General features: G+C 46.7%; 23 protein-coding genes. 19 read left to right on the forward strand and 4 right to left on the reverse strand.

The genetic code is table 11. The features are described from left to right. Positions 1-34 precede the first annotated feature (34 nt). Positions 35-748 (forward strand): cytochrome c biogenesis CcdA family protein, encoded by a 714-nt coding sequence (locus tag PAEAM_RS08020; RefSeq protein ID WP_017687570.1) that lies wholly within the window; start codon positions 35-37, stop codon positions 746-748. 145 nt (positions 749-893) lie between these two features. Here the strand turns inward: PAEAM_RS08020 and splB are convergent, their stop codons facing one another. After that, positions 894-1,964, reverse strand: a complete 1,071-nt coding sequence (gene splB / locus PAEAM_RS08025; RefSeq protein WP_047843632.1) for a spore photoproduct lyase — start codon at positions 1,962-1,964, stop codon at positions 894-896. Between the two features lie 192 nt (positions 1,965-2,156). Between splB and mntR the strand changes: the two genes are divergently transcribed. From mntR to PAEAM_RS08040, 3 genes are all read left to right on the forward strand, one after another. After that, positions 2,157-2,585 (forward strand): transcriptional regulator MntR, encoded by a 429-nt coding sequence (gene mntR / locus PAEAM_RS08030; protein WP_036614415.1) that lies wholly within the window; start codon positions 2,157-2,159, stop codon positions 2,583-2,585. A 209-nt stretch (positions 2,586-2,794) separates the two neighbouring features. Continuing rightward, the gene (locus PAEAM_RS08035; RefSeq protein WP_100527180.1) at positions 2,795-4,405 is read left to right on the forward strand and encodes a family 10 glycosylhydrolase; all 1,611 of its coding nucleotides are present in this window, start codon (positions 2,795-2,797) and stop codon (positions 4,403-4,405) included. A gap of 91 nt (positions 4,406-4,496) precedes the next feature. Further along, positions 4,497-5,498, forward strand: coding sequence for a patatin-like phospholipase family protein (locus PAEAM_RS08040; RefSeq protein ID WP_100527181.1), 1,002 nt, complete (start codon positions 4,497-4,499; stop codon positions 5,496-5,498). A gap of 61 nt (positions 5,499-5,559) precedes the next feature. Here PAEAM_RS08040 and PAEAM_RS08045 read toward each other — a convergent pair whose 3' ends face one another. Further along, positions 5,560-5,892 (reverse strand): hypothetical protein, encoded by a 333-nt coding sequence (locus PAEAM_RS08045; protein ID WP_017687575.1) that lies wholly within the window; start codon positions 5,890-5,892, stop codon positions 5,560-5,562. Positions 5,893-5,897: 5 nt separating this feature from the next. After that, positions 5,898-6,890 (reverse strand): DUF1385 domain-containing protein, encoded by a 993-nt coding sequence (locus PAEAM_RS08050; RefSeq protein WP_047843628.1) that lies wholly within the window; start codon positions 6,888-6,890, stop codon positions 5,898-5,900. Between the two features lie 213 nt (positions 6,891-7,103). On the opposite strand from PAEAM_RS08050, the gene PAEAM_RS08055 reads away from it, so the two are divergent. From PAEAM_RS08055 to PAEAM_RS08075, 5 genes are all read left to right on the forward strand, one after another. Continuing rightward, on the forward strand, positions 7,104-7,682 hold the full coding sequence (locus PAEAM_RS08055; protein WP_017687577.1) for a YqhR family membrane protein: 579 nt from the start codon (positions 7,104-7,106) through the stop codon (positions 7,680-7,682). A gap of 76 nt (positions 7,683-7,758) precedes the next feature. After that, the gene (gene aroQ, locus PAEAM_RS08060) at positions 7,759-8,202 is read left to right on the forward strand and encodes a type II 3-dehydroquinate dehydratase (RefSeq protein WP_036614400.1); all 444 of its coding nucleotides are present in this window, start codon (positions 7,759-7,761) and stop codon (positions 8,200-8,202) included. 39 nt (positions 8,203-8,241) lie between these two features. After that, positions 8,242-9,315, forward strand: a complete 1,074-nt coding sequence (locus tag PAEAM_RS08065) for a M24 family metallopeptidase (RefSeq protein ID WP_036674988.1) — start codon at positions 8,242-8,244, stop codon at positions 9,313-9,315. Positions 9,316-9,605: 290 nt separating this feature from the next. Further along, positions 9,606-10,163 (forward strand): elongation factor P, encoded by a 558-nt coding sequence (gene efp / locus PAEAM_RS08070; RefSeq protein WP_036614394.1) that lies wholly within the window; start codon positions 9,606-9,608, stop codon positions 10,161-10,163. Between the two features lie 190 nt (positions 10,164-10,353). Beyond that, entirely contained in the window at positions 10,354-11,607 is a 1,254-nt protein-coding gene (locus tag PAEAM_RS08075; RefSeq protein ID WP_047843625.1) for an aspartate kinase, read from the forward strand. Positions 11,608-11,693: 86 nt separating this feature from the next. Here PAEAM_RS08075 and PAEAM_RS08080 read toward each other — a convergent pair whose 3' ends face one another. After that, positions 11,694-12,443 carry a 2-phosphosulfolactate phosphatase gene (locus PAEAM_RS08080; protein WP_076251020.1) on the reverse strand — a complete coding sequence of 250 codons (750 nt, stop codon included), beginning with the start codon at positions 12,441-12,443 and terminating at the stop codon, positions 11,694-11,696. A 263-nt stretch (positions 12,444-12,706) separates the two neighbouring features. On the opposite strand from PAEAM_RS08080, the gene spoIIIAA reads away from it, so the two are divergent. From spoIIIAA to accC, 10 genes are all read left to right on the forward strand, one after another. After that, entirely contained in the window at positions 12,707-13,711 is a 1,005-nt protein-coding gene (gene spoIIIAA / locus PAEAM_RS08085) for a stage III sporulation protein AA (protein ID WP_100527183.1), read from the forward strand. Then, positions 13,704-14,222 (forward strand): stage III sporulation protein SpoIIIAB, encoded by a 519-nt coding sequence (gene spoIIIAB / locus PAEAM_RS08090; RefSeq protein WP_036614389.1) that lies wholly within the window; start codon positions 13,704-13,706, stop codon positions 14,220-14,222. The genes spoIIIAA and spoIIIAB overlap by 8 nt, the downstream gene beginning before the upstream one ends. 29 nt (positions 14,223-14,251) lie before the next feature. Next, complete coding sequence (gene spoIIIAC, locus PAEAM_RS08095; RefSeq protein ID WP_017687585.1) at positions 14,252-14,455, forward strand: stage III sporulation protein AC; 204 nt, start codon at positions 14,252-14,254, stop codon at positions 14,453-14,455. Positions 14,456-14,487: 32 nt separating this feature from the next. After that, positions 14,488-14,877, forward strand: coding sequence for a stage III sporulation protein AD (gene spoIIIAD / locus PAEAM_RS08100; protein WP_100527184.1), 390 nt, complete (start codon positions 14,488-14,490; stop codon positions 14,875-14,877). A gap of 68 nt (positions 14,878-14,945) precedes the next feature. After that, on the forward strand, positions 14,946-16,088 hold the full coding sequence (gene spoIIIAE, locus PAEAM_RS08105; protein WP_370511423.1) for a stage III sporulation protein AE: 1,143 nt from the start codon (positions 14,946-14,948) through the stop codon (positions 16,086-16,088). Positions 16,089-16,119: 31 nt separating this feature from the next. Next, positions 16,120-16,950, forward strand: coding sequence for a stage III sporulation protein AF (spoIIIAF, locus tag PAEAM_RS08110; RefSeq protein ID WP_165789861.1), 831 nt, complete (start codon positions 16,120-16,122; stop codon positions 16,948-16,950). A gap of 15 nt (positions 16,951-16,965) precedes the next feature. Beyond that, positions 16,966-17,604: a stage III sporulation protein AG gene (gene spoIIIAG, locus PAEAM_RS08115; RefSeq protein ID WP_036614381.1), complete on the forward strand. Its 639-nt coding sequence runs from the start codon at positions 16,966-16,968 to the stop codon at positions 17,602-17,604. Positions 17,605-17,670: 66 nt separating this feature from the next. After that, positions 17,671-18,501 carry a SpoIIIAH-like family protein gene (locus tag PAEAM_RS08120; protein WP_036614378.1) on the forward strand — a complete coding sequence of 277 codons (831 nt, stop codon included), beginning with the start codon at positions 17,671-17,673 and terminating at the stop codon, positions 18,499-18,501. Between the two features lie 139 nt (positions 18,502-18,640). Next, entirely contained in the window at positions 18,641-19,105 is a 465-nt protein-coding gene (gene accB, locus PAEAM_RS08125) for an acetyl-CoA carboxylase biotin carboxyl carrier protein (RefSeq protein WP_036614903.1), read from the forward strand. Between the two features lie 55 nt (positions 19,106-19,160). Continuing rightward, positions 19,161-20,504, forward strand: a complete 1,344-nt coding sequence (accC, locus tag PAEAM_RS08130) for an acetyl-CoA carboxylase biotin carboxylase subunit (RefSeq protein WP_036614375.1) — start codon at positions 19,161-19,163, stop codon at positions 20,502-20,504. Positions 20,505-20,566 lie beyond the last annotated feature (62 nt).

A 20,566-nucleotide genomic window follows, 5' to 3' on the forward strand; every position in this document is an offset into this window, starting at 1 on the left:
GCACGAGAGCCCGGGGAAGGGAGACATCCGCTTCATGCCTGATGTTAATGTATGGATGGCTTTTGTAGCAGGTTTAGTCTCATTTATATCACCATGTTGTCTTCCGTTGTATCCATCATACCTCTCCTACATTACAGGTATGACGGTGCAACAATTGAAGGATGACCGCAATCAGCGCGAAGTCCGCTTTAAGACGATGACGCATACGCTGGCGTTTATTTTAGGCTTCTCGGCTGTATTTTATTCGCTTGGCCTGGGTGCTGGACTGTTTGGCCAATTTTTCAATGATAACCGAGAACTGATTCGGCAATTGTCTGCGATTTTGATTATGCTTATGGGGTTATTTTTGCTTGGTGTGTTCAAGCCACAGTTTCTGATGAAGGAACGCAAGCTGGATATGAAATGGAAACCAGCAGGCTATCTGGGCTCTTTTATATTTGGCATCGGTTTCTCAGCAGGCTGGTCGCCGTGTATTGGCCCTATTCTGGCAACAATCATTGCTATGGCTGCAAGTGAGCCCACAACCTGGCTGGCGCTGATTACAGGTTATACGGCAGGGTTTGCAATCCCGTTTTTCATTTTGGCCTTTTTCATCGGTTCAACACGCTGGATCTTACGGTATTCCAATGTCATGATGAAAGTCGGGGGAGCATTAATGTTGTTCCTTGGGGTATTGCTTTTTACAGATCAGATGACGAAGATTACGATCTGGTTGCAGCAGATTACACCAGACTGGATGATCATTTAAACGGATGAACTGAATTTGAATTTAAAATGCATGACAAAGCAGGCTACATGTTACCAGAGTCAATCTGGGTCATGTAACCTGCTTTTTAATCGTTTGTTAGGAATGCTTTTAACTGCATATGATTTTGGGGAATCCTGTTTTTCGTTTAGGTGAAGTAATCAATACTGGCTAGTGGGAAATGTTCAAAAATCCGTTCCGTAATGAATTCGCGCAGCGCATCTTGCTGGTCATCCTTATACACATACTTGTACTGACCCCAGCGGCCCCATTTCATCTTGCGTTTCTCGATATCCATCTCCAGCTTGGTTTTAGGATAACGTTTCTCAATGGTTGCTTTGGCCGTTTTGGTAAAACGGTGCTGGATCATCTCAAAGGTAAGATCCTTGGTTGCTTCCTCTGGAAGCGTATCTGCCAGCTTCTGCAACAGATCCGAGTATCCTTCTTCCCAGCCTTCATACCACATGATCGGAGCGATAATGAATCCAAGGGGATAACCGGCATGTGCAATTTTGCCAGCAGCTTCAATGCGTTCCTCAAATCTGGAGGTAGCCGGTTCAAAGTTTTTGATGACATAATCCGAATTGACACTAAACCGGATACGGGTGTGGCCGTTATGCTTAATGTTCAGCAACGGATCAACGTGATGATATTTGGTTACAAATCGCAGGCGTCCATATTCTTCCTCCGCCATAAAACGAATCAGGTCACTTAAATTCTCCGTGATATGCTCGAGTCCTACGGGATCAGACGTACAGGCAGCTTCAAATCGTGTGATTTCAGGCGCGCGTTCTTCGATGTATCCTTTGGCTGCCTGAATGATCTCCTCGGTATTGACATAGACACGGACATAAGGTTTCGCACCAAGTGTAGTTTGAAGATAACAATAATGACAGTGCCCCATACAACCGGTAGAGATGGGAATGGCATATTCCGCTGAAGGTTTCGACTGGTCAAACTTGAGTGTCTTGCGCACACCAACGACCAGAGTACGCTTTGCCATTCGATATTTTTCTTGTTCGGTTTCACCCGGCAAGTTTGTGATTCGATTATGGGATGTGGTCATCTGATAAGGTATGTTTTTGGATGTCACCCATTCCATAATCCGTTTGCCTTTGTCATATTCCAACGCACCGGGTTCAAAATACACCAAATCGGGAATAAAGGGTTTAGTACCTTTTGCTTTACGAACTGGCGGTGAGGCTACACTTGTACTCACGAAATCACTCCTTTCGATGCGGAACTTTGCTTAGTTTGCCTCGTTTGGGGAGAAGTCACGCCTGCCAATTACTTGTGTAACAGCGCGCTCCGAACTGTACAGGACTTGCCAATGCGTATTGATAACATGTATCATTATAAGATAGGGACCAGGCACGAATAGGGGCCGGTCAGAGAGAAAAGAGGGAAGCAGATGCCAACGCCCAGTATGGAAGATTATTTGGAGCGTATATACAAATTAATTGATGAAAAGGGCTATGCTCGTGTGTCTGATATAGCTGAAGGACTGGAAGTACATCCTTCATCGGTGACGAAGATGATCCAAAAGCTGGACAAAGACGAGTACCTGATCTATGAAAAGTACCGCGGACTGGTGCTTACGCCAAAAGGCAAAAAGATGGGCAAACGTTTGATGGAGCGCCATCATCTGCTTGAACAATTTTTGACAACGATTGGTGTTCAGGAACAAAATATCTACAATGATGTTGAAGGCATTGAACATCATCTGAGCTGGGACTCCATTACATGCATCGAGTCCTTGGTTGAATACTTCCGTCAGGATGAGAGCCGTTTGCGTGACCTCAAAAACCTTCAGGACGTCATGAGTAATACGGAGTCTTAAGTTTCAGCAGTGGAATACACATGGTGATATACAATGAATCGTATCCCGTGATCAAAGGATGCTTCTTGCCGTTTCAATGGCAGGAAGCATTTTTTTGTCTGCAATCACACCAAAATTTGGTGATTTTCGCAACTAAACGAACGGTAAGAGCGTCTATTAAACTAGTAGAATTTACCGCAAATTTATAATGATTTTGGAGGACTGCACTAATGAACGTTCGTAAAGGATTGATGTTGCTGCTCATTTTTGTACTTGGATTACAGACAGCAGGTATGACGGCACAAGCGGCCGGGCAGAAGGAAATCGCTATTTTTCTAGACGGCAACCGTTTGGAATCGGATGTATCACCCTACATCTTGCCTAAAGTAAATGTAACGATGGTGCCTCTGCGTGTTATTAGCGAAGGACTAGGTGCGTCTGTTCTATGGTCTCAAGCTACTCGTACCGTGACCATTAAGAAATCCGATTCGGTCATCTCTATGACGAGCGGACGCCAGCAGGCGACGGTGGATAACGCTGTAGTTGGTCTGGATGCATCGGTCGAATTGAAACAGGGTCGGGTCATGGTACCCATTCGATTCGTCAGTGAGAACCTGGGCATTCGAGTGAACTGGAATCAGGCTGCCCAGACCATTGATCTTTACACAGGAGACGAATCAGTCCCAACTCCTGAACCAACCCCGGTAACCCCAGCGGAGCCTGGGGGCACGGGCACTGTACCAGCTTCTGAAGAGATGCGGGGAGCCTGGATTTCCACTGTGAATGGAGACTGGCCTACATCCGGTGCCAAGGGAAATGTAGAGAAGCAAAAACAGGAGTATACGAAACAGCTAGATACGTTGCAAGGTATGGGCATTAATGCCGTATTTGTCCAAGTGAGAGCCAATGGGGATGCCATCTATCCTTCCGGTCTGGTACCTTGGAACAGCGTATTGACAGGAACACAAGGTAAAGATCCAGGTTATGATCCCCTCGCGTTTATGGTTGAGGAAGCACACAAACGGGGTCTGGAGTTCCACGCCTGGTTTAATCCGTTTAGAGCAACGAACTCAGCAAGTACATCAAACTTGGCTGCAAACCATATCTCAAAGCTTCATCCCGACTGGATTGTGAATGCATCAGGCAAAATGTATATTAACCCGGGTATCCCGGAAGCCAGACAGCATATTATCGATACGATCATGGAAGTGGTCAATCAGTATGATATTGATGGTGTACATCTGGATGATTATTTCTATCCATCCAATGTGATGTTTAATGATGATGCAGCCTTCAAAACTTACAACACATTGAATACCAAAGACCGTGCTGAATGGCGTCGGGACAATATCAATCAGTTTGTTAAGCAGCTCGGACAGAGTATTCACAGCGTGAAAGCTAACGTTGAATATGGAATTAGTCCATTTGGTGTATGGCGTAATAAATCCGTTGATCTGACAGGCTCTGATACCAAAGCAGGAGTAACCGCGTATGACAGCATGAATGCAGATGTGCGGACATGGATTAATCAGGAGTGGATTGACTATGTTGCCCCTCAGGTATATTGGAGTATGACATTGAACGTAGCCCGATACGACAAAGTCGTGGACTGGTGGGCGAATGAAGTGGCTAACACAAATGTAAAATTGTATATCGGTCACTCTCCTTATAAGTTAGGTACGCCAGAGATTGGCTGGCAGACATCACAGGAGATCATCGATCAGCTGAACTACAACAAGAAGTATGGTTCGGTCAAAGGGGATATATTCTTCAGTTCACAGTACCTGACGAAGAACCCTCTCGGCTTGATTGCCAAATTAAAAGCCTACTATGGTCTATAAAACATTTTAACAATATAGTGATAAGACAAACCCTTGTTCTCATAGAGTGGCAGTAGAAACGTGGCTGCCTGGAGAACGGGGGTTTTTTGTTATGTTAATTAACGCGGTGTTTGAAGGTGGAGGCGTCAAAGGGATCTCGCTTGCAGGTGCTGTGCAGGGTGCTCAAGACTGCGGCATTCAGTTTAATCGAGTGGCAGGCACATCATCCGGTTCCATTGTAGCTGCTCTGCTAGCGGCTGGTTACAGGGCCGAGGAGATGAAAGTCATTATTGAGAATACCCCCTTTGTTTCATTGCTTCGTCGTTCCCCCATATTTAATACTCGATGGATCGGACCCACGGCAAGGCTGTTCTTGAAGAAAGGACTATATTCGGGAGAAGCGCTGGAATCATGGATTCGCAAGATGCTGGAGCAGAAAGGGATTCGCACATTCGCTGACTTGCCACAAGGTAAGTTGCTTATTACCGCATCCGATATATCCAATGGGACCATTCTGGTGCTGCCAGACGATATTCGGCGGTTCGGCATTGACCCTGCGAAGCTGGATGTTGCAAAGGCGGTTCGTATGAGTTGCAGTATCCCGTATTTTTTCGATCCGGTAGTCATACGCAAATCACCAGTATTCTCCAAAGGACTTCCTTTTCAAGATCAGTTTGTGTATGTCGTGGATGGTGGATTACTTAGCAATTTTCCGTTGTGGCTCTTCGATGGTGATCGTTCGGAACGAGGAGGAGACGTTATTCCGGTTGTTGGATTCAAAATGGTGGGAAAGACGGAAGTGGAACCTGCCCGGATTAAAGGACCGCTAAGCATGCTTCAGGCCCTTGTGGAGACGATGCTCACAGCACATGATGAACGCTACATCGAACAGATTAACCGGTTTCGTACAGTGAAGATACCAACGCTTGGCATTAAACCGACGCAATTTCATTTATCGTTACAGGATAGCACAGCTTTATATCGATCAGGCGCAACCGCAGGGAACGAGTTTTTCAACGGATGGAATACAAAAATGTATGGTGAACAGCTGGACAAACAAAGAAAAGAATTACGCAAGAAACAGGCAGAAGCTCCACCTCTGATTCCTGTATAAACGTGAAAAAAGCAATTCTCCGCATGTTGGGAGAATTGCTTTTTTGGTTGTTCAGTACCTTTTAGTGAAATTTCGGTATATCTTCATCGCTTTTCCCTTTTTGTCCCTGAATCACTTGGAAAGGATAATCCTTGCGTTTCTTTGAAGAGCCGCTGCTCTTTCTGGCACTGGACTGTGCATTGACTTTTGCCATGGTTCGTGCAGATGGCTTAATCTTTGGTGATTTGGCTTTTTGTGCCCAGCGACGAGGCGGATATTTGTACAGCAGGAATACGGCTCCGAACACGACCAGAGGAATAATGATCCTGGATGGACTAGCGTTCCCCAGCCAAGTCAAGACTCCAACAGCAGCTAGTGCGATGAACGTCCAAAATAAGATTGCCTGCTTGTTCATATCATTCACCCTTTCACAGGATCGAGTGTTGCAACAGGTACTTCTGACGTAGCAGAGACATTGGCAAGCTTGGCATCCAACTCACGCATGCGGTTAAACGAAGCAATGGATACTTCTACCTGTTCGTTGGTCGGTTCTTTTGTTGTCAGCAATTGCAGCCACAATCCCGGGTATCCGAGATAACGCAGTACAGGAATATCACGTACCGAATTCGTGAGCTTTAAGAGTTCAAAAGAAATACCTAGCACAACTGGCAATAACAATAGACGCTGACCCATCCGTTCCCAGAGGTTATCGTACGTGAAGAGGGAGTATAGAAACACTCCAATGATAACAGTCAACATAATGAAACTGCTTCCGCAGCGGTAGTGCAGTCGGCTGTACTTTTGCACGTTCTCCGGTGTCAGTTCTTCACCAGCTTCATGTGCGCTGATTACTTTGTGTTCCGCTCCATGATACTGGAAGAGACGTTTAATCATCGGCGTCTGTGAGATTAACCACAGATAAGCGAGTAATAGGATCAGCTTAATGCCGCCTTCCAGTAAATTATGCAAAAACTGATTGTCGAATGCATTTTTGAATAGAAAATTCTCGATAACAACAGGAAGCAATGTGAGCACAACTTTACCAAAAAGGAATGAAAGGATGGCGACGGCGGTCACACCAATGATCATGCTTAGGCTCCAGCCCGAACCTTCTTTCTCTTTTTGCTTGGCTTTCTCTTCCGGTTCCAGTTCATCATCAGCATAGGCGTCAGCAGAATAATTGAGATGTCTGCTACCTTTGACACTTGAATCTATAATGCTGACAATTCCGCGTAATAAAGGAATCCGCCGCAATTTCATGACCCAGGACTTGTCTTGCTTGGGAACTTCCAGATACGTAATTTCGCCGTCTTTTCTACGAACAGCTGTAACGTTGACATGTTTCCCACCGAACATTACGCCTTCAATGACAGCTTGCCCCCCATAGCTGACAGGCTTGGATTGTTGAGGCAAATTATTCACCTTCCTATTCTGTTCTTGGCCTTCGCGATCAAAGGCAGTTTAATAACCCTATTGTATCGAATTTTGAGACCAATTTCTAGTTTGTGAGTCAAACCTTGAAGGATGTTGTTAAGATTGTCCTGTTTTGAACATACTACTTCGTAGAATCGGAGCGGTAATTCGAGGCATAATGCGGGATTATCAACTGAATGAAGGAGAATATCAATGACAGAACGTAAGCATGAAAATACATCACAAGATGAAGGTCAACGTCCCAATGAGCGGCAGCAAAAAGACAAGGGCAGGCGCCCTACCCAGAGGCAAGGTCAAGCACACTACTATACGAAGCCATTTTCCTTTGCATTAGAGCTTGGCTTCTTTGCCGGTTTTATCTGGGGTGGGCTGCATTGGCTATTCTATCTGTTGCATTTTACGATTGTACCTGTCGGATTTCTGGCCGAGCCTTTTTTCAAACATGAATATATATATACCGCAGCAGGACATTTGACAGGCTGGCTGTTTTTTATCGTCTTTTCCATCTTGGCATCCTTACTCTACACATTCACGATTAGAAAACTGAAAGGGCCGTTACCCGGCATGGTATATGGAATCGTTTGGTGGCTGATTCTCTTTATACTGGTCGGACCGAAACTCGGGATGATGAAACCTTTGAACGGTTTAACGTGGGATTCAATCATCACGGAACTCTGTTTCTTTTTGCTGTGGGGGCTGTTCATTGGTTACACGGTAGCCATGGAGTACACAGACGAACGCAAACGCGAGCCGGAGCAAGCGGGGGCATAGCGCAAAAAAGCTTCTCAATCCGGCAATGCCTGTGTTAAAATAGCAGATGGTTATTTGCAGAGAGGGTGGAGCAGCGATGAAACGAATTATTGTGATCAATGGTCCGAACCTGAACATGCTTGGTGTACGCGAACCGGGCATCTATGGAACGCTTAGTCTGAAGGATATTGAGGACAAAATTCGCAGACAGGCTGATGAAATTGGCGTCTCCATCGCTTTTTATCAATCGAACCATGAAGGGGACATCATTGACCGCATTCATGCAGCGATGGGTGAGGCAGACGGAATAATACTGAATGCCGGAGCATTTACCCATTATAGCTATGCTATACGTGATGCAATCAATGCTGTAAAAGTCCCTACAGTGGAAGTACATCTATCCAACATTCATGCACGCGAAGCGTTCAGACATCATTCAGTGATTGCAGCGGAAACAATCGGGCAGATTGCCGGATTTGGCGAAGTAAGCTATGAACTGGGATTGCTGGCTCTTGTGCGTCATCTGGACAAACAAACCTGAGCCGGGAACCCGGGAATGTGAGAGAAAGAAGGGTTACCGATGGAAAACAAACGAGTAAATAAGTTGCGTGAAGCCATGCGTGAGCATGAACTCACTGCAATGCTGATTACAAACCCGATTAACCGTCGTTATATGACGGGTTTTACAGGCTCGGCGGGATATGTGCTGATTACGGAACAGGATGCATATCTGCTGACTGATTTCCGTTATATGTCACAAGCGCCTCAACAAGCCAAAGGATTCACCGTTGTGGAGCATGGAGCTAAGCCGATGGATACGGTGCGCGAATTGTTGACATCCGCGAATATCAAAGAAGTGGGCTTCGAGCAGGATAGTGTTACATTTGGCACGCACTCCGCTTATGCAGAAGCACTTCAATCTATCGAACTGAAAGCTGTATCCGGGATCGTGGAACAACTTCGTATGTTCAAGGATGAAGATGAGATCGCGGTTATGCAGAGAGCAGCAGACCTGGCGGATGCCACGTTCAGCCACGTTTTGCAGTTTGCAAAACCAGGTATGACGGAGCGTGAAGTGGATCTGGAGATGGAGTTTTTCATGCGCAAGCATGGAGCAACGTCCTCTTCGTTTGACACCATTGTTGCTTCGGGTGAACGTTCTGCTATGCCTCACGGTGTAGCGAGCAGCAAGGTCATCGGACAAAATGAGTTAATTACATTTGACTTTGGTGCACTTTTGGACGGATACTGTTCAGATCTGACACGTACCATTGCAACAGGTACACCTGTACCTGAACTGCGCAAAATTTATGACATTGTACTGGAAGCTCAGTTACATACGCTGGAGAACCTGAAACCGGGTATGACCGGACGGGAAGCAGATGCATTGGCTCGTGATATCATTGCAGGTCACGGATATGGAGATCAATTCGGACACAGCACAGGCCACGGTCTGGGTATGGAAGTTCACGAAGCTCCTCGCTTGTCCAAGCTTAGCGACGATGTATTGAAACCGGGTATGGTCGTTACCGTTGAACCGGGTATATATATTGACGGGCTTGGCGGCGTGCGTATCGAGGATGACGTAGTGATTACCGAGACGGGTATTCATATTCTCACGAAGTCGGACAAGAAGTTCACCGTAATCGGCTAAATTACAGCCACAGGGATATAAGACGATTTTTAATGTGTTATTTAAATTGAAAATAAGAAATTTCACCATAGCGAAGAGTGCAGAACCAATCTGAAGAAGCGAAGCGTTCGCCTTTATCACCGGATTTTCCCATTGATAATGGGATCAAAAAAATCTGGGGATAACAGCGATCGGAGGATGGTACTGCAATCGAAGTGAACGAGGTGGGCATTCTTGGGCTCATTTTACATATAACATTAACCCATCGTCTTATATCACCTACTTTTTAACCATATCAGGAGGGATTTTTTGTGATTTCAGTAAACGATTTTAAAACAGGCTTGACCGTGCAAGTAGATAACGATATCTATACCGTACTTGATTTCCAACACGTTAAACCAGGTAAAGGCGCTGCCTTTGTACGTTCCAAATTGAAAAACCTGCGTAACGGTAACACCGTTGAAAAAACATTCCGTGCAGGCGAAACGATTGGTCGTGCCATCATCGAAAACCGTGGCGTATCCTACCTGTATGCAAGCGGTACAGAGCACACGTTCATGGATAACGAAACATATGATCAGTTCACATTGACTAGTGAACAACTGGAATGGGAATTGAACTTCCTGAAAGAAAACATGGTCGTTAAGATCGTTAGCTACCAAGGTGAAATTCTCGGAATTGACTTGCCAACAAGCGTTGAGTTGAAAGTCATCGAGACTGAGCCAAGTGTTAAAGGTAACACTGCACAAGGCGCTACCAAAAATGCAAAAGTGGAAACAGGCTTGAACGTACAGGTTCCTTTGTTCATTAACGAAGGTGACGTTCTCCTGATTGACACACGTGAAGGTAAATACTCTTCCCGTGCGTAACTTTCACAGTTTGTAAGCTAAAAAAGGTTATTAACAACCCTTTGCCATTCCTTTGGCAGAGGGTTTTTTCGAAAAAAGATTAGCCTATCAGGCGCTTTCGTAATATACTGGGTTAAAGTCATTTCTCGTAGAGAATAATGACGATGGACATTAATTATGCATACTGCACAAGGTAGGGAGTGGATTTGCGTTGTCATTGTACGTCATGAAATTTGGGGGCAGCTCGGTCGGAGATACAGAACGCATGAAGCGTGTAGCCGGACGTGTTGTAGAAAAAGCTGATGAAGGACATCGGTGTGTAGTTGTGGTTTCGGCCATGGGGGATACAACAGATGATTTGATTGATCAGGCAAAACAACTGAATAGTGATCTGCCTGCTCGTGAGATGGATATGCTCTTAACGACAGGAGAACAGATTTCGATCTCTTTGTTATCGATGGCTATTCAAGCGCTTGGACGTAAGGCAGTATCGTTTACGGGCTGGCAAGCGGGATTCCGCACAGAGCCGGTTCACGGAAAAGCACGTATTCATGATATTCAACCTGACCGAGTGAATGCAGCACTTGCTGAGGGCAACATTGTTATTGTTGCAGGCTTCCAGGGCATGACGGAAGACGGCGAGATCACAACGCTGGGTCGTGGTGGTTCGGATACAACAGCTGTAGCGCTGGCCGCGGCCATTAAGGCTGATGCGTGTGAGATCTATACGGATGTAGACGGAATCTATTCTACGGACCCGCGGATCGTTAAGGTTGCGCGTAAGCTGAAAGAAATATCGTATGACGAAATGCTGGAACTCGCTAATTTGGGAGCAGCGGTGCTGCATCCGCGTGCAGTAGAGTACGCGAAGCATTCCGGTGTACCTTTAATCGTAAGATCCAGCTTTAACCATAATGAAGGAACGGTTGTGAAGGAGGAAGCAGCAATGGAACAAGGCGTAGTGGTTAGTGGTATTGCCTATGACAAAAACGTGGCTCGCATCAGTATTCTGGGTGTGCCGGATGTACCAGGAGTTCTGGCCGAAGTATTTGGTGCGCTTGCATCCAATCAGCTGGATGTGGACATTATCGTTCAGAGCGGAGTGATGGATGGCAAAGCGGACTTCTCGTTCTCTGTTGCGCTGTCTGATCGTGAGAACGCATTACGTGTCATTGAAGGCCTTCACAGCCGCCTGCCTTACCGTGAAGTTACATCTGAGGAGAACCTCGTTAAAATCTCCATTGTTGGCGCAGGTATGGTCAGTCATCCTGGTGTAGCTGCGAAGATGTTCAAAGTCATTTCCGCTGAAGGCGTGAGTATCAAGATGGTGAGCACTTCCGAGATCAAAGTATCTTGTGTTATTGACGGAGATAAGCTGCATGACGTCATTAAGGCATTGCATACAGCATATGATCTCGACACTGCCGAGCAAGCCGTTATCGGTGGACCTCAAGATCGCAGATAAGTATCTTCTATGTATGTAAATTAGCAAAGGTGTACTGTTGCCAACGGGCAGCAGTACACCTTTTTTTGTTTTTCTCATGGCAATTCTCACATTAACTTGAACATCTTTCCCCCGCGTATGCCTCTATAAGGCTGCATGCGGTTCCCCTCCCCCATCTCGGGAACACAATCCAGCAGGTTTAATTGAGAACAATACGAAATATCATGAACTCTGCCTAACTTTTCAAGCCTCCGCCCGCTAACAGACCCCTGCACCAACTCCGGGATGCTCTCACTACGTTGGGATACAGCCTGATGAAGCACTATGCCGAGATCGTTAAGTTGGAGGGGAGAACAGGATTGACGGTGCAGTTCATCGATGATACATCCAGCACACAAGCCGTCCTCCAGAGCAAATTCATCCTGGTTCCCCGCACATAACAGCAATACATCTCGTTGAAGTTCACATAGAGCTGCTGCAACAGCCTGCACATTGAGAAATGAACCAGCAAATACATGTTTCCCCTTGGAAGCCTTGATCAAAGCTCGGGTTCCATCGGTTGTGGTTAGAATGATTGTTTTATCTGCAATGCCTGCAGTCATATATTCATAGGGGGAATTCCCCACTTCGAATCCGGTGATTTTTTTGTCAAAACGCTCCCCGCCTCGAATGCAATCTTTCACTTCCATTTGTTTGGCTTGTGGAACGGTCTCTACGGCAATCACAGCCGAAGCGTCATACGCCAGAGCCGTAACAATCGTACTGGTCGTACACAATACATCAATGACAACTGCACTTCGCCCTGCAATATCAATGGTACGTACTTCATTCACATTGCCAACGACATCAACTCGCACTCCCCACAACTCCTTTCTGTATCTGGGGATCGGTAGTTCTGTTTTGAACCGGAATGGAACTTACCTATCTGCAATTACTATATGCATGCACATCTAGACGGGTGCCTAGAACATGAGGTGGATCTATGGTTTCAACTCTCAACCGTATTCTAAAGAATTGATAGATTTCAGCGTCATAAATTAAATGTACAGGCATAAACTTGAGATATGAACAAGCGCCAGAAGTGTGAACCAAATGATCTCAAGGTTGGAGGAGCCTACTCATGAAGGTGAACTGGAGGGAACTTTTTCCGGAACCGATCCGAACCATTCTTGGAAGAATGCCACCCGCTCTATTGGAACAAGTGGAGGAAATACGTATTCGAGAAGGCAGACCCCTGGAGATTAATGCAGGCAACACATACCACTTCCTGACACCTCAAGGTTGTCCGACCGGGAATCCTGAAGAAGCGTATGTTCCTCAGAAAGAAGTGACACACAGGTTGCTGGACCTGATCAGTAACCATTCACTTTATACATTGGAAGAGGAACTGCGCAAAGGGTTCATCACCATACCTGGGGGACATCGAATTGGGCTTGCTGGACGAACGGTACTAAGCGGTGGGCGTGTCGAATACCTGCGTGACATCAACGGGTTTAACGTTCGCGTAGCCCGTGAGGTACATGGAGTGGCTGATCGTATCCTTCCTTATCTTCTCGATATGAAGAGCGGACAGGTCCTGCACACGTTGATCCTATCACCACCACAACAAGGGAAAACGACGTTGCTGCGAGATCTGGCGAGACAAATTAGCAGTGGTACAAAGCTTACAGGGGGAACTGAACTGGTTCAGGGAATACGTCCTCGTCTGAAAGTGGGCATTGTGGATGAAAGGTCCGAAATCGCTGGTAGCTACAAAGGAGTACCTGGCTTCGACGTAGGTCCCCGAACAGATGTGATGGACGGTTGTCCGAAGGCTGAGGGCATGATGATGATGCTTCGCTCCATGTCGCCCGATGTCCTGATTGTGGACGAGATCGGTCGTCCGGAGGATGCCGAGGCGGTGATGGAAGCCCTGCATGCAGGAGTCTCAGTGATTGCGACTGCGCATGGCCGTGACCTATCGGAGCTGTCGGCCAGACCCGCCCTCAGAACCTTAATTACGGAGCAGATGTTTCAACGTTATGTCCAGCTGCAACGGACGAGCCGGGGCATGACCTTTCGGCTGGCTGATGGCAAAATGCGTGCGTTGCAGCAGACCGGGGCAGGAGGTGAAGCCTTTGGTTAACATGTTTGGTGCGGTAATTATTCTGTTAGCCAGCACCCTCGCCGGATTTTACAAGGCCAGACAGTATGCATTAAGACCGAGACAGTTGCGAGAACTCATTGCAGCCCTCCAGCGACTAATGACGGAGATTAACTATGGGCTCACTCCACTTCCCGATGCCATGGGCAAGATGGGAGCACAGACCAAAGAACCTGTAAAGACGCTGTTTCTTCATGCAGCTACACAAATGGAACCTCCTCATGGACTCACTGCCCGGGAAAGTCTGCAGTCAGGCGTGGATCTGGCGTGGGGAAGATCGGCCATGAAGGCTGACGAGAAGGAAGTGATGCTGCAATTAAGCTTCAGCCTTGGCACAAGTGACCGTCAGGATCAGACCAAACATATATCGTTAGCCATTCAACAACTAATGCATGAGGAATCCCGCGCCCAGGCCGATCAAATGAAATATGAACGAATGAGCCGAAGCCTCGGGATGCTTGTCGGAGCGTTAATCGTCATTCTGATCTTCTGAAATAGCCGGGATAGTGAGGTGCCAAGGTCATGAATCTAGAAGTGAACGCAATCTTTCAAATTGCGGGTATCGGAATCATCATCGCCATGATTCACACGGTACTGAAACAAATGGGAAAGGAAGATATGGCTCACTGGGTGACCGTAATCGGATTTGTCGTTGTATTGTTCATGGTGGTCCGTATGCTGGACAGCCTGCTACAAGAGATCAAATCGATATTTCTTTTTCAATGAAAAACGGTCATGAAGCCGGATGGTGGTGACCTGTGGAAATTATCCAAGTTGTAGGTTTGGCGCTCATCGCAACAGTGCTCATTCTGGTCATTAAGGAACAGAAACCGATGTTTGCCTTTCTGATTGCTGCTGCAACGGGCATTGTCATCTTCATGTTGTTGATTGGCAAGATCGGTGCAGTTATCGAAGTGTTGAAGCGGCTTGCCGAGAATTCAGGCATGGAAAGTATTTATCTGAAAACGGTGCTGAAAATTATTGGCATAGCGTACATCGCTGAATTTGGCGCACAGATTGTCAGGGATGCAGGTCAGGAGAGCATTGCGTCCAAGATCGAATTGGCTGGTAAGGTACTGATCCTTGTACTTGCTATACCGATCATCAGCATTATTATCCAAACCGTCATGAAGCTGATGCCGGTGTAGAAAGGGCGTGCGGACTTCATATGAAATCAATGCATCTTAAGCCGCAGTGGCGCCTTACGGTTGTGCTGATGCTCTGTTTTCTGTTTGGTATCCTGGGACAGGTTACTGCAACCTCGCCTTCCGGTGAGTGGATGGAGCAGCAGGCCGATCACCTTCCCAAGGATCAGGTGGAGAAATACTGGGATCAACTGATGCAACAATACGGTGGTTTCTTCCCGGATGGGAAGACCCCTTCCTTCATGGATATGTTAATCCCCGGCAATGAAGGGTTCAGCCTGAAATCGGTGTTTGTAGCGATAGGAACCTTCATGCTGCATGAAATTTTATATAATGGCAAACTTCTGGTCACGATTGTGATGTTAAGTGTACTCAGCATGATTCTGGAGACACTTCAGACTGCATTTGAGAAAAATAATATTAGCAAAATCGCCTATTCCATCTGTTATATGGTCATCATCATTATTGCGATCAACAGCTTCAGTGTAGCGATTGGATACGCCAAGGATGCCATAACCGGCATGATCAACTTCATGATGGCCATGGTTCCCTTGTTATTCACACTGCTTGCGTCCATGGGTAATGTCATCACCGTCTCGGTGACACATCCACTCATCATTTTCATGATTCATCTGGTGAGTACGTTGATTCACTTGCTGGTATTCCCGTTACTCTTCTTCTCAGCTGTTCTGCATCTCGTCAGTTCATTGTCTGACAAGTACAAGCTGACACAGCTGGCAGACCTCTTGCGCAATATTAGTGTGGCACTGCTGGGTATCCTGCTGACGATGTTTTTGGGTGTAATCTCGGTGCAGGGAGCATCGGGCTCCGTAGCGGATGGAGTTAGCCTGAAGGCCGCCAAATACATCGCAGGCAACTTTGTCCCTGTCGTGGGCAGAACATTTGCGGATGCGACGGATACGGTAATTACAGCTTCTTTACTTGTCAAAAATGCAATTGGACTCACCGGAGTGATCATCATTTTGTTTCTATGTGCCTTTCCGGCACTCAAGATCCTGGCTCTTGCCTTGATATACAACGTAACTGGTGCCATTATGCAACCACTAGGAGACACCCCGATTGTAGGATGCCTCCAGGCCATCGGCAAGAGCATGATCTACGTATTTGCGGCGCTCGCAGCCGTCGGGCTGATGTTTTTCCTGGCCATTACCATCTTGCTGACCGCGGGCAATCTGACTGTCATGATGCGCTGAATGTATGTTGGCAAGAAAGGGGGTGGAAAGGATGGGGTGGCTGAGCAACTGGCTCCAGGAATTGATTATGATCGTTCTGCTGGCGACTTTTGTGGATATGTTGTTGCCCAATCGATCCATGGAACGTTATGTCAAGCTTGTGCTGAGCCTTCTCATCCTGCTGACCCTTTTATCACCCATAACCAAGCTGCTCAAAAGTGATCCAGTTGGCGAACTGAAACGGGCAATGTCTGCAATGGATGCTCCATCGAATGGGAATGCGACACTCGAACAGATATTAGCTCAGGGCAAACGGCTACAATCCAATGAACAGGAACAATCCTTACAATGGACAGCCAAAGAACTGGCTAATGTCATGAAAGGTCAGATTGAAGAAACAACAGGAGCCAAGGTGCGGTCCGTAGAGGTACAGCTGACCATGAGTAAATATGAAACGGAGATGGAAGCTGCCTCATCAGTCGAACTGCCTGTGATCCAGCGTGTGTTGGTCGAGATGGCCGGAGAGGGTGTAGAAGGAGAAGTGAAGGCAGGGCAGCAAGAAGTCGCTGCTAACACACAACCCATATTTGGAACAGACACAGAAGTCGAGAAGGATAAATCACATCAAATACAGCAGCCCATCCAGATCGGTCAGATTGAAGTGCCTGATGTTCAGATTGATGTGAGTAGAGGGCAACGTGATGGAAATGAAGCGTCTTCCGAGCCTGTTATACGTGATCAAGCAGATGAGACGAAGCAGCAAGGTGAGACATCCACAAGGTCCGAACATGCGGTGCAGATTATTACATTGTTGACTGAAAAGTGGGATGTTGATGCAAACAACGTTCAAGTGACAGAACCAAAAAGTGCTGGAGTGCTCTGAGAAGGAGGGTGTCCGATGAAACAATGGTTCAAAAAGATGGAAACCTGGATGGGTGGCGGAGAGGGTGGGGCAAGGCGAAGTCAAACCTTCCGCTGGCTGATTATCCTGGGTTTGATCGGGGTGGGAATCATGCTGTTCAATTCCTTCGTCAATGTCAAAAAAATTGATTCCGAAAATATCGGTCGGGAACCACCGGACCCGGCAACATCCATGGCATCCATACAGAGTGATCCGTCGGAACAGAATCCTTTTCAGGCGATCGAAATTGCATTTGAAGACAAAATCAAAGGTGTGCTGGAAAACATTGTTGGTGTGGGAACGGTTGATGTTATGGTTACCGTGGATTCCACAGAAGAATTGGTCGTTCAGCGGAACGTGAAGGATTCTCAGCAACTTACCGAAGAAACCGATGCTAGCGGGGGCAAACGGCATATGACGCAATATACCCGTGATGGCGAGATTATTACTTACGAAATAGCAGGGGATCAGACACCTATAGTGACCAAAAAGCTCAAACCGCAGATCCGTGGGGTGCTTGTGGTTGCGAGGGGTGCAGAGAACAAGGTTGTGAAGGACCTGATAACCGATGCTGTGGAAAAAGGACTGAATGTGGCAGCCTACCGGATCTCGGTTGTACCGCGCAAACAAGACTAATCTGATGTGTTGAATCACAAGATTCAATTCTCATAAGATTGAAGCCAATTTGAGGAGGAAGTTCTAATGAATAACAAACGTCAAACGGTATGGCTCGTTTCCATGCTGAGTCTGATGGTCATTTTGTCCGCGTATTATCTGTTCACTGAGGATTCCGGTCCAGTCAACGCGCCGGTGGCTGACAGTCAGCAAGTGGATGGAATCAAACAGGGGGAAGCAAAGGAGACGGCAGGCATTCTTGATCCTACAGAAGGTTTGGTTGTAAATGAAGTGGTGAATAGCGGCGAAGTTGAAAGTGATCCAAGTGCGGCTGGCGCTGTGGAAGAACCGGCGGCTACGGAAGGTAAAGAAGCTGGAAATACAGAGAAAACACCTGCTGTCGAACCAGGCGAGAATAAGGGCGAGGCAGGCAAGGAAACCAACAAAGAGACCGACAAAGGGGCAACAACTACACCGGAGACAGACGGTCAGGCAGGCAGCACTGCAACCAAGACAGATGAGGAAGTCCTCAAGGAAATGGAAGAGCAGAATACGACAGCATCTGCGAGCAGCCAGTTCCAGAACTACCAGTGGCAACGTGAGGAAAGCAACAATCGTAAGTATGAGGAACTGATGACCGTGGCAGGTGATCTGAGCAAAACGCCAGAGGAGAATGCCAAAGCAACCGAGCAACTCCGTACACTGGAAGAAAAAGAAGCTAAAATCACTGGCATTGAGGAGACGCTCTCTCAACAGTACGCTAATGCGATCGTTCAAGAAGATTCCGACAAGTATAAAGTTGTGGTCCTCAGTGACAAACTGGATGTAAAACAGGCGGTATCCATTGTGGATCTGGTCATGAAAGAATTGGCGGTTTCACAGAACAAAATCAGCGTGCAATACGTCACAGAACAGTAATCCAAATCATGGAAATGCAGTCCCGGGAGCTGGTTGTACTCTCGGGCTCTTTCCATTTTTAATGATTATGATATAATACATAAAGCCATATGACCGTCCTAGTGAGACTGGCATGATGCCGAAGGAGTGAATAATGGAAATGTTTAAATTGAGTGAAATCAAAGAACTGATTAAACTGGTAGATGAAAGTTCCGTTCAAGAGTTGGAAATTGAAAATGAAGGATCACGGTTATCAATCCGCAAACCGGGCAAAACGGAGTATGTTCAAGCAGCTGCTGTGCAACCGCAAATGATTGCTGCTCCGCAAGTACAGCCGGCAGCAGTGGTAAGTGAAGCTGCACCGCAGGTCGATACTACAAGTCATTTACATAAAATTGTATCTCCGATGGTAGGTACTTTTTACAGAGCTTCCTCGCCGGAAGCGGGTCCTTTTGTGAGCGCTGGTGATAAAGTTGTTGAGAAAACAACGGTATGTATCATCGAAGCTATGAAGCTGATGAACGAGCTTGATGCGGACATCAAGGGAGAAATCGTTGAAGTGCTGGTTGAGAACGGACAGCTGGTCGAGTATGGGCAGCCCCTTTTCCTGGTGAAACCGGAATAACCGTTATAGCTGGTAAACAGCTAACCGCATGAGCTTCGAAGGAGGACAAAACGAAATGAAATTTCAAAAAATACTGATTGCGAACCGTGGAGAGATTGCGGTACGTATTATTCGTGCCTGCCGTGAAATCGGTATCTCAACGGTAGCCGTCTACTCGGAAGCGGACAAGGATTCTCTGCATGTTCGTCTTGCAGATGAGGCTTATTGTATCGGACCGACACTGTCTAAGGACAGTTACCTCAACTTCACAAACCTGATGAGTGTAGCTACGCTGACGGAATGTGATGCAATCCACCCTGGATACGGTTTTTTGGCGGAGAATGCTGATTTTGCGGAAATTTGTGAGTCTTGCAATATTACATTCATCGGGCCTTCACCCGAAGCCATTACCAAAATGGGAGACAAGGCTGTTGCCAAACAGACGATGAAAGATGCAGGAGTACCTGTTATTCCTGGATCAGACGGCCTTGTTGAAAATATGGATGAAGCCATCATGATTGCTAGAGATATCGGATATCCTATCATTATCAAAGCTACTGCTGGTGGCGGAGGTAAGGGAATTCGTATTGCCGAAGATGAAGAAACGCTGATTAAGCAGATTACCGCTGCTCAGCAAGAAGCACAAAAGGCATTTGGCAATGCAGGTGTATATCTGGAGAAATTCCTGACAGGTATGAAACACGTGGAAATTCAGATCATTGCTGATAAACACGGAAATGCAGCACATTTGGGAGAGCGTGATTGCTCGGTTCAGCGTCGTCGCCAGAAATTGGTAGAAGAAGCTCCGTGTCCGATTCTCTCCGAAGATGTGCGGACACTGATGGGTGAAGCTGCGGTACGGGCTGCCCTTGCTGTGGATTACTCGGGAGCGGGTACATTGGAGTTCCTGCTCAGCCCGAATGGCGAGTTCTATTTCATGGAGATGAATACGCGTATTCAGGTAGAGCACCCGGTGACTGAGATGGTTACTGGCGTGGATCTGATCCGTGAGATGATCTCGGTAGCTGAAGGCAACCCACTCTCATTCCGTCAGGAAGACGTGGTTATCAATGGCTGGTCCATTGAATGTCGTATCAATGCAGAAGATCCGGACCGTAACTTTATGCCATCACCAGGCAAAATCGGATTCTACCTTGCACCGGGAGGACCTGGCGTTCGTGTAGATAGTGCTGCTTATCCGGGTTATACCATTTCACCTTTCTATGACTCCATGATTGCAAAATTGATCGTGTGGGGAGCGAATCGTGAAGAGGCGATTGCCAAGATGAAACGTGCGCTTGGGGAATTTGCGATTGAAGGCATATCTACAACTATTCCTTTCCATCAGAAATTGCTGGAGCACCCAACGTTCATTCGCGGTGACTTTGATATCAAATTTCTTGAGGAAAACGAGATTTAAAAGGTATATTGGGCTTGTTTGTCATAATGTAGCCCAAATGATATAGTATGAATAATAAGAGC

Source organism: Paenibacillus sp. GM1FR (assembly GCF_002803315.1).
GTDB lineage: Bacteria > Bacillota > Bacilli > Paenibacillales > Paenibacillaceae > Paenibacillus > Paenibacillus amylolyticus.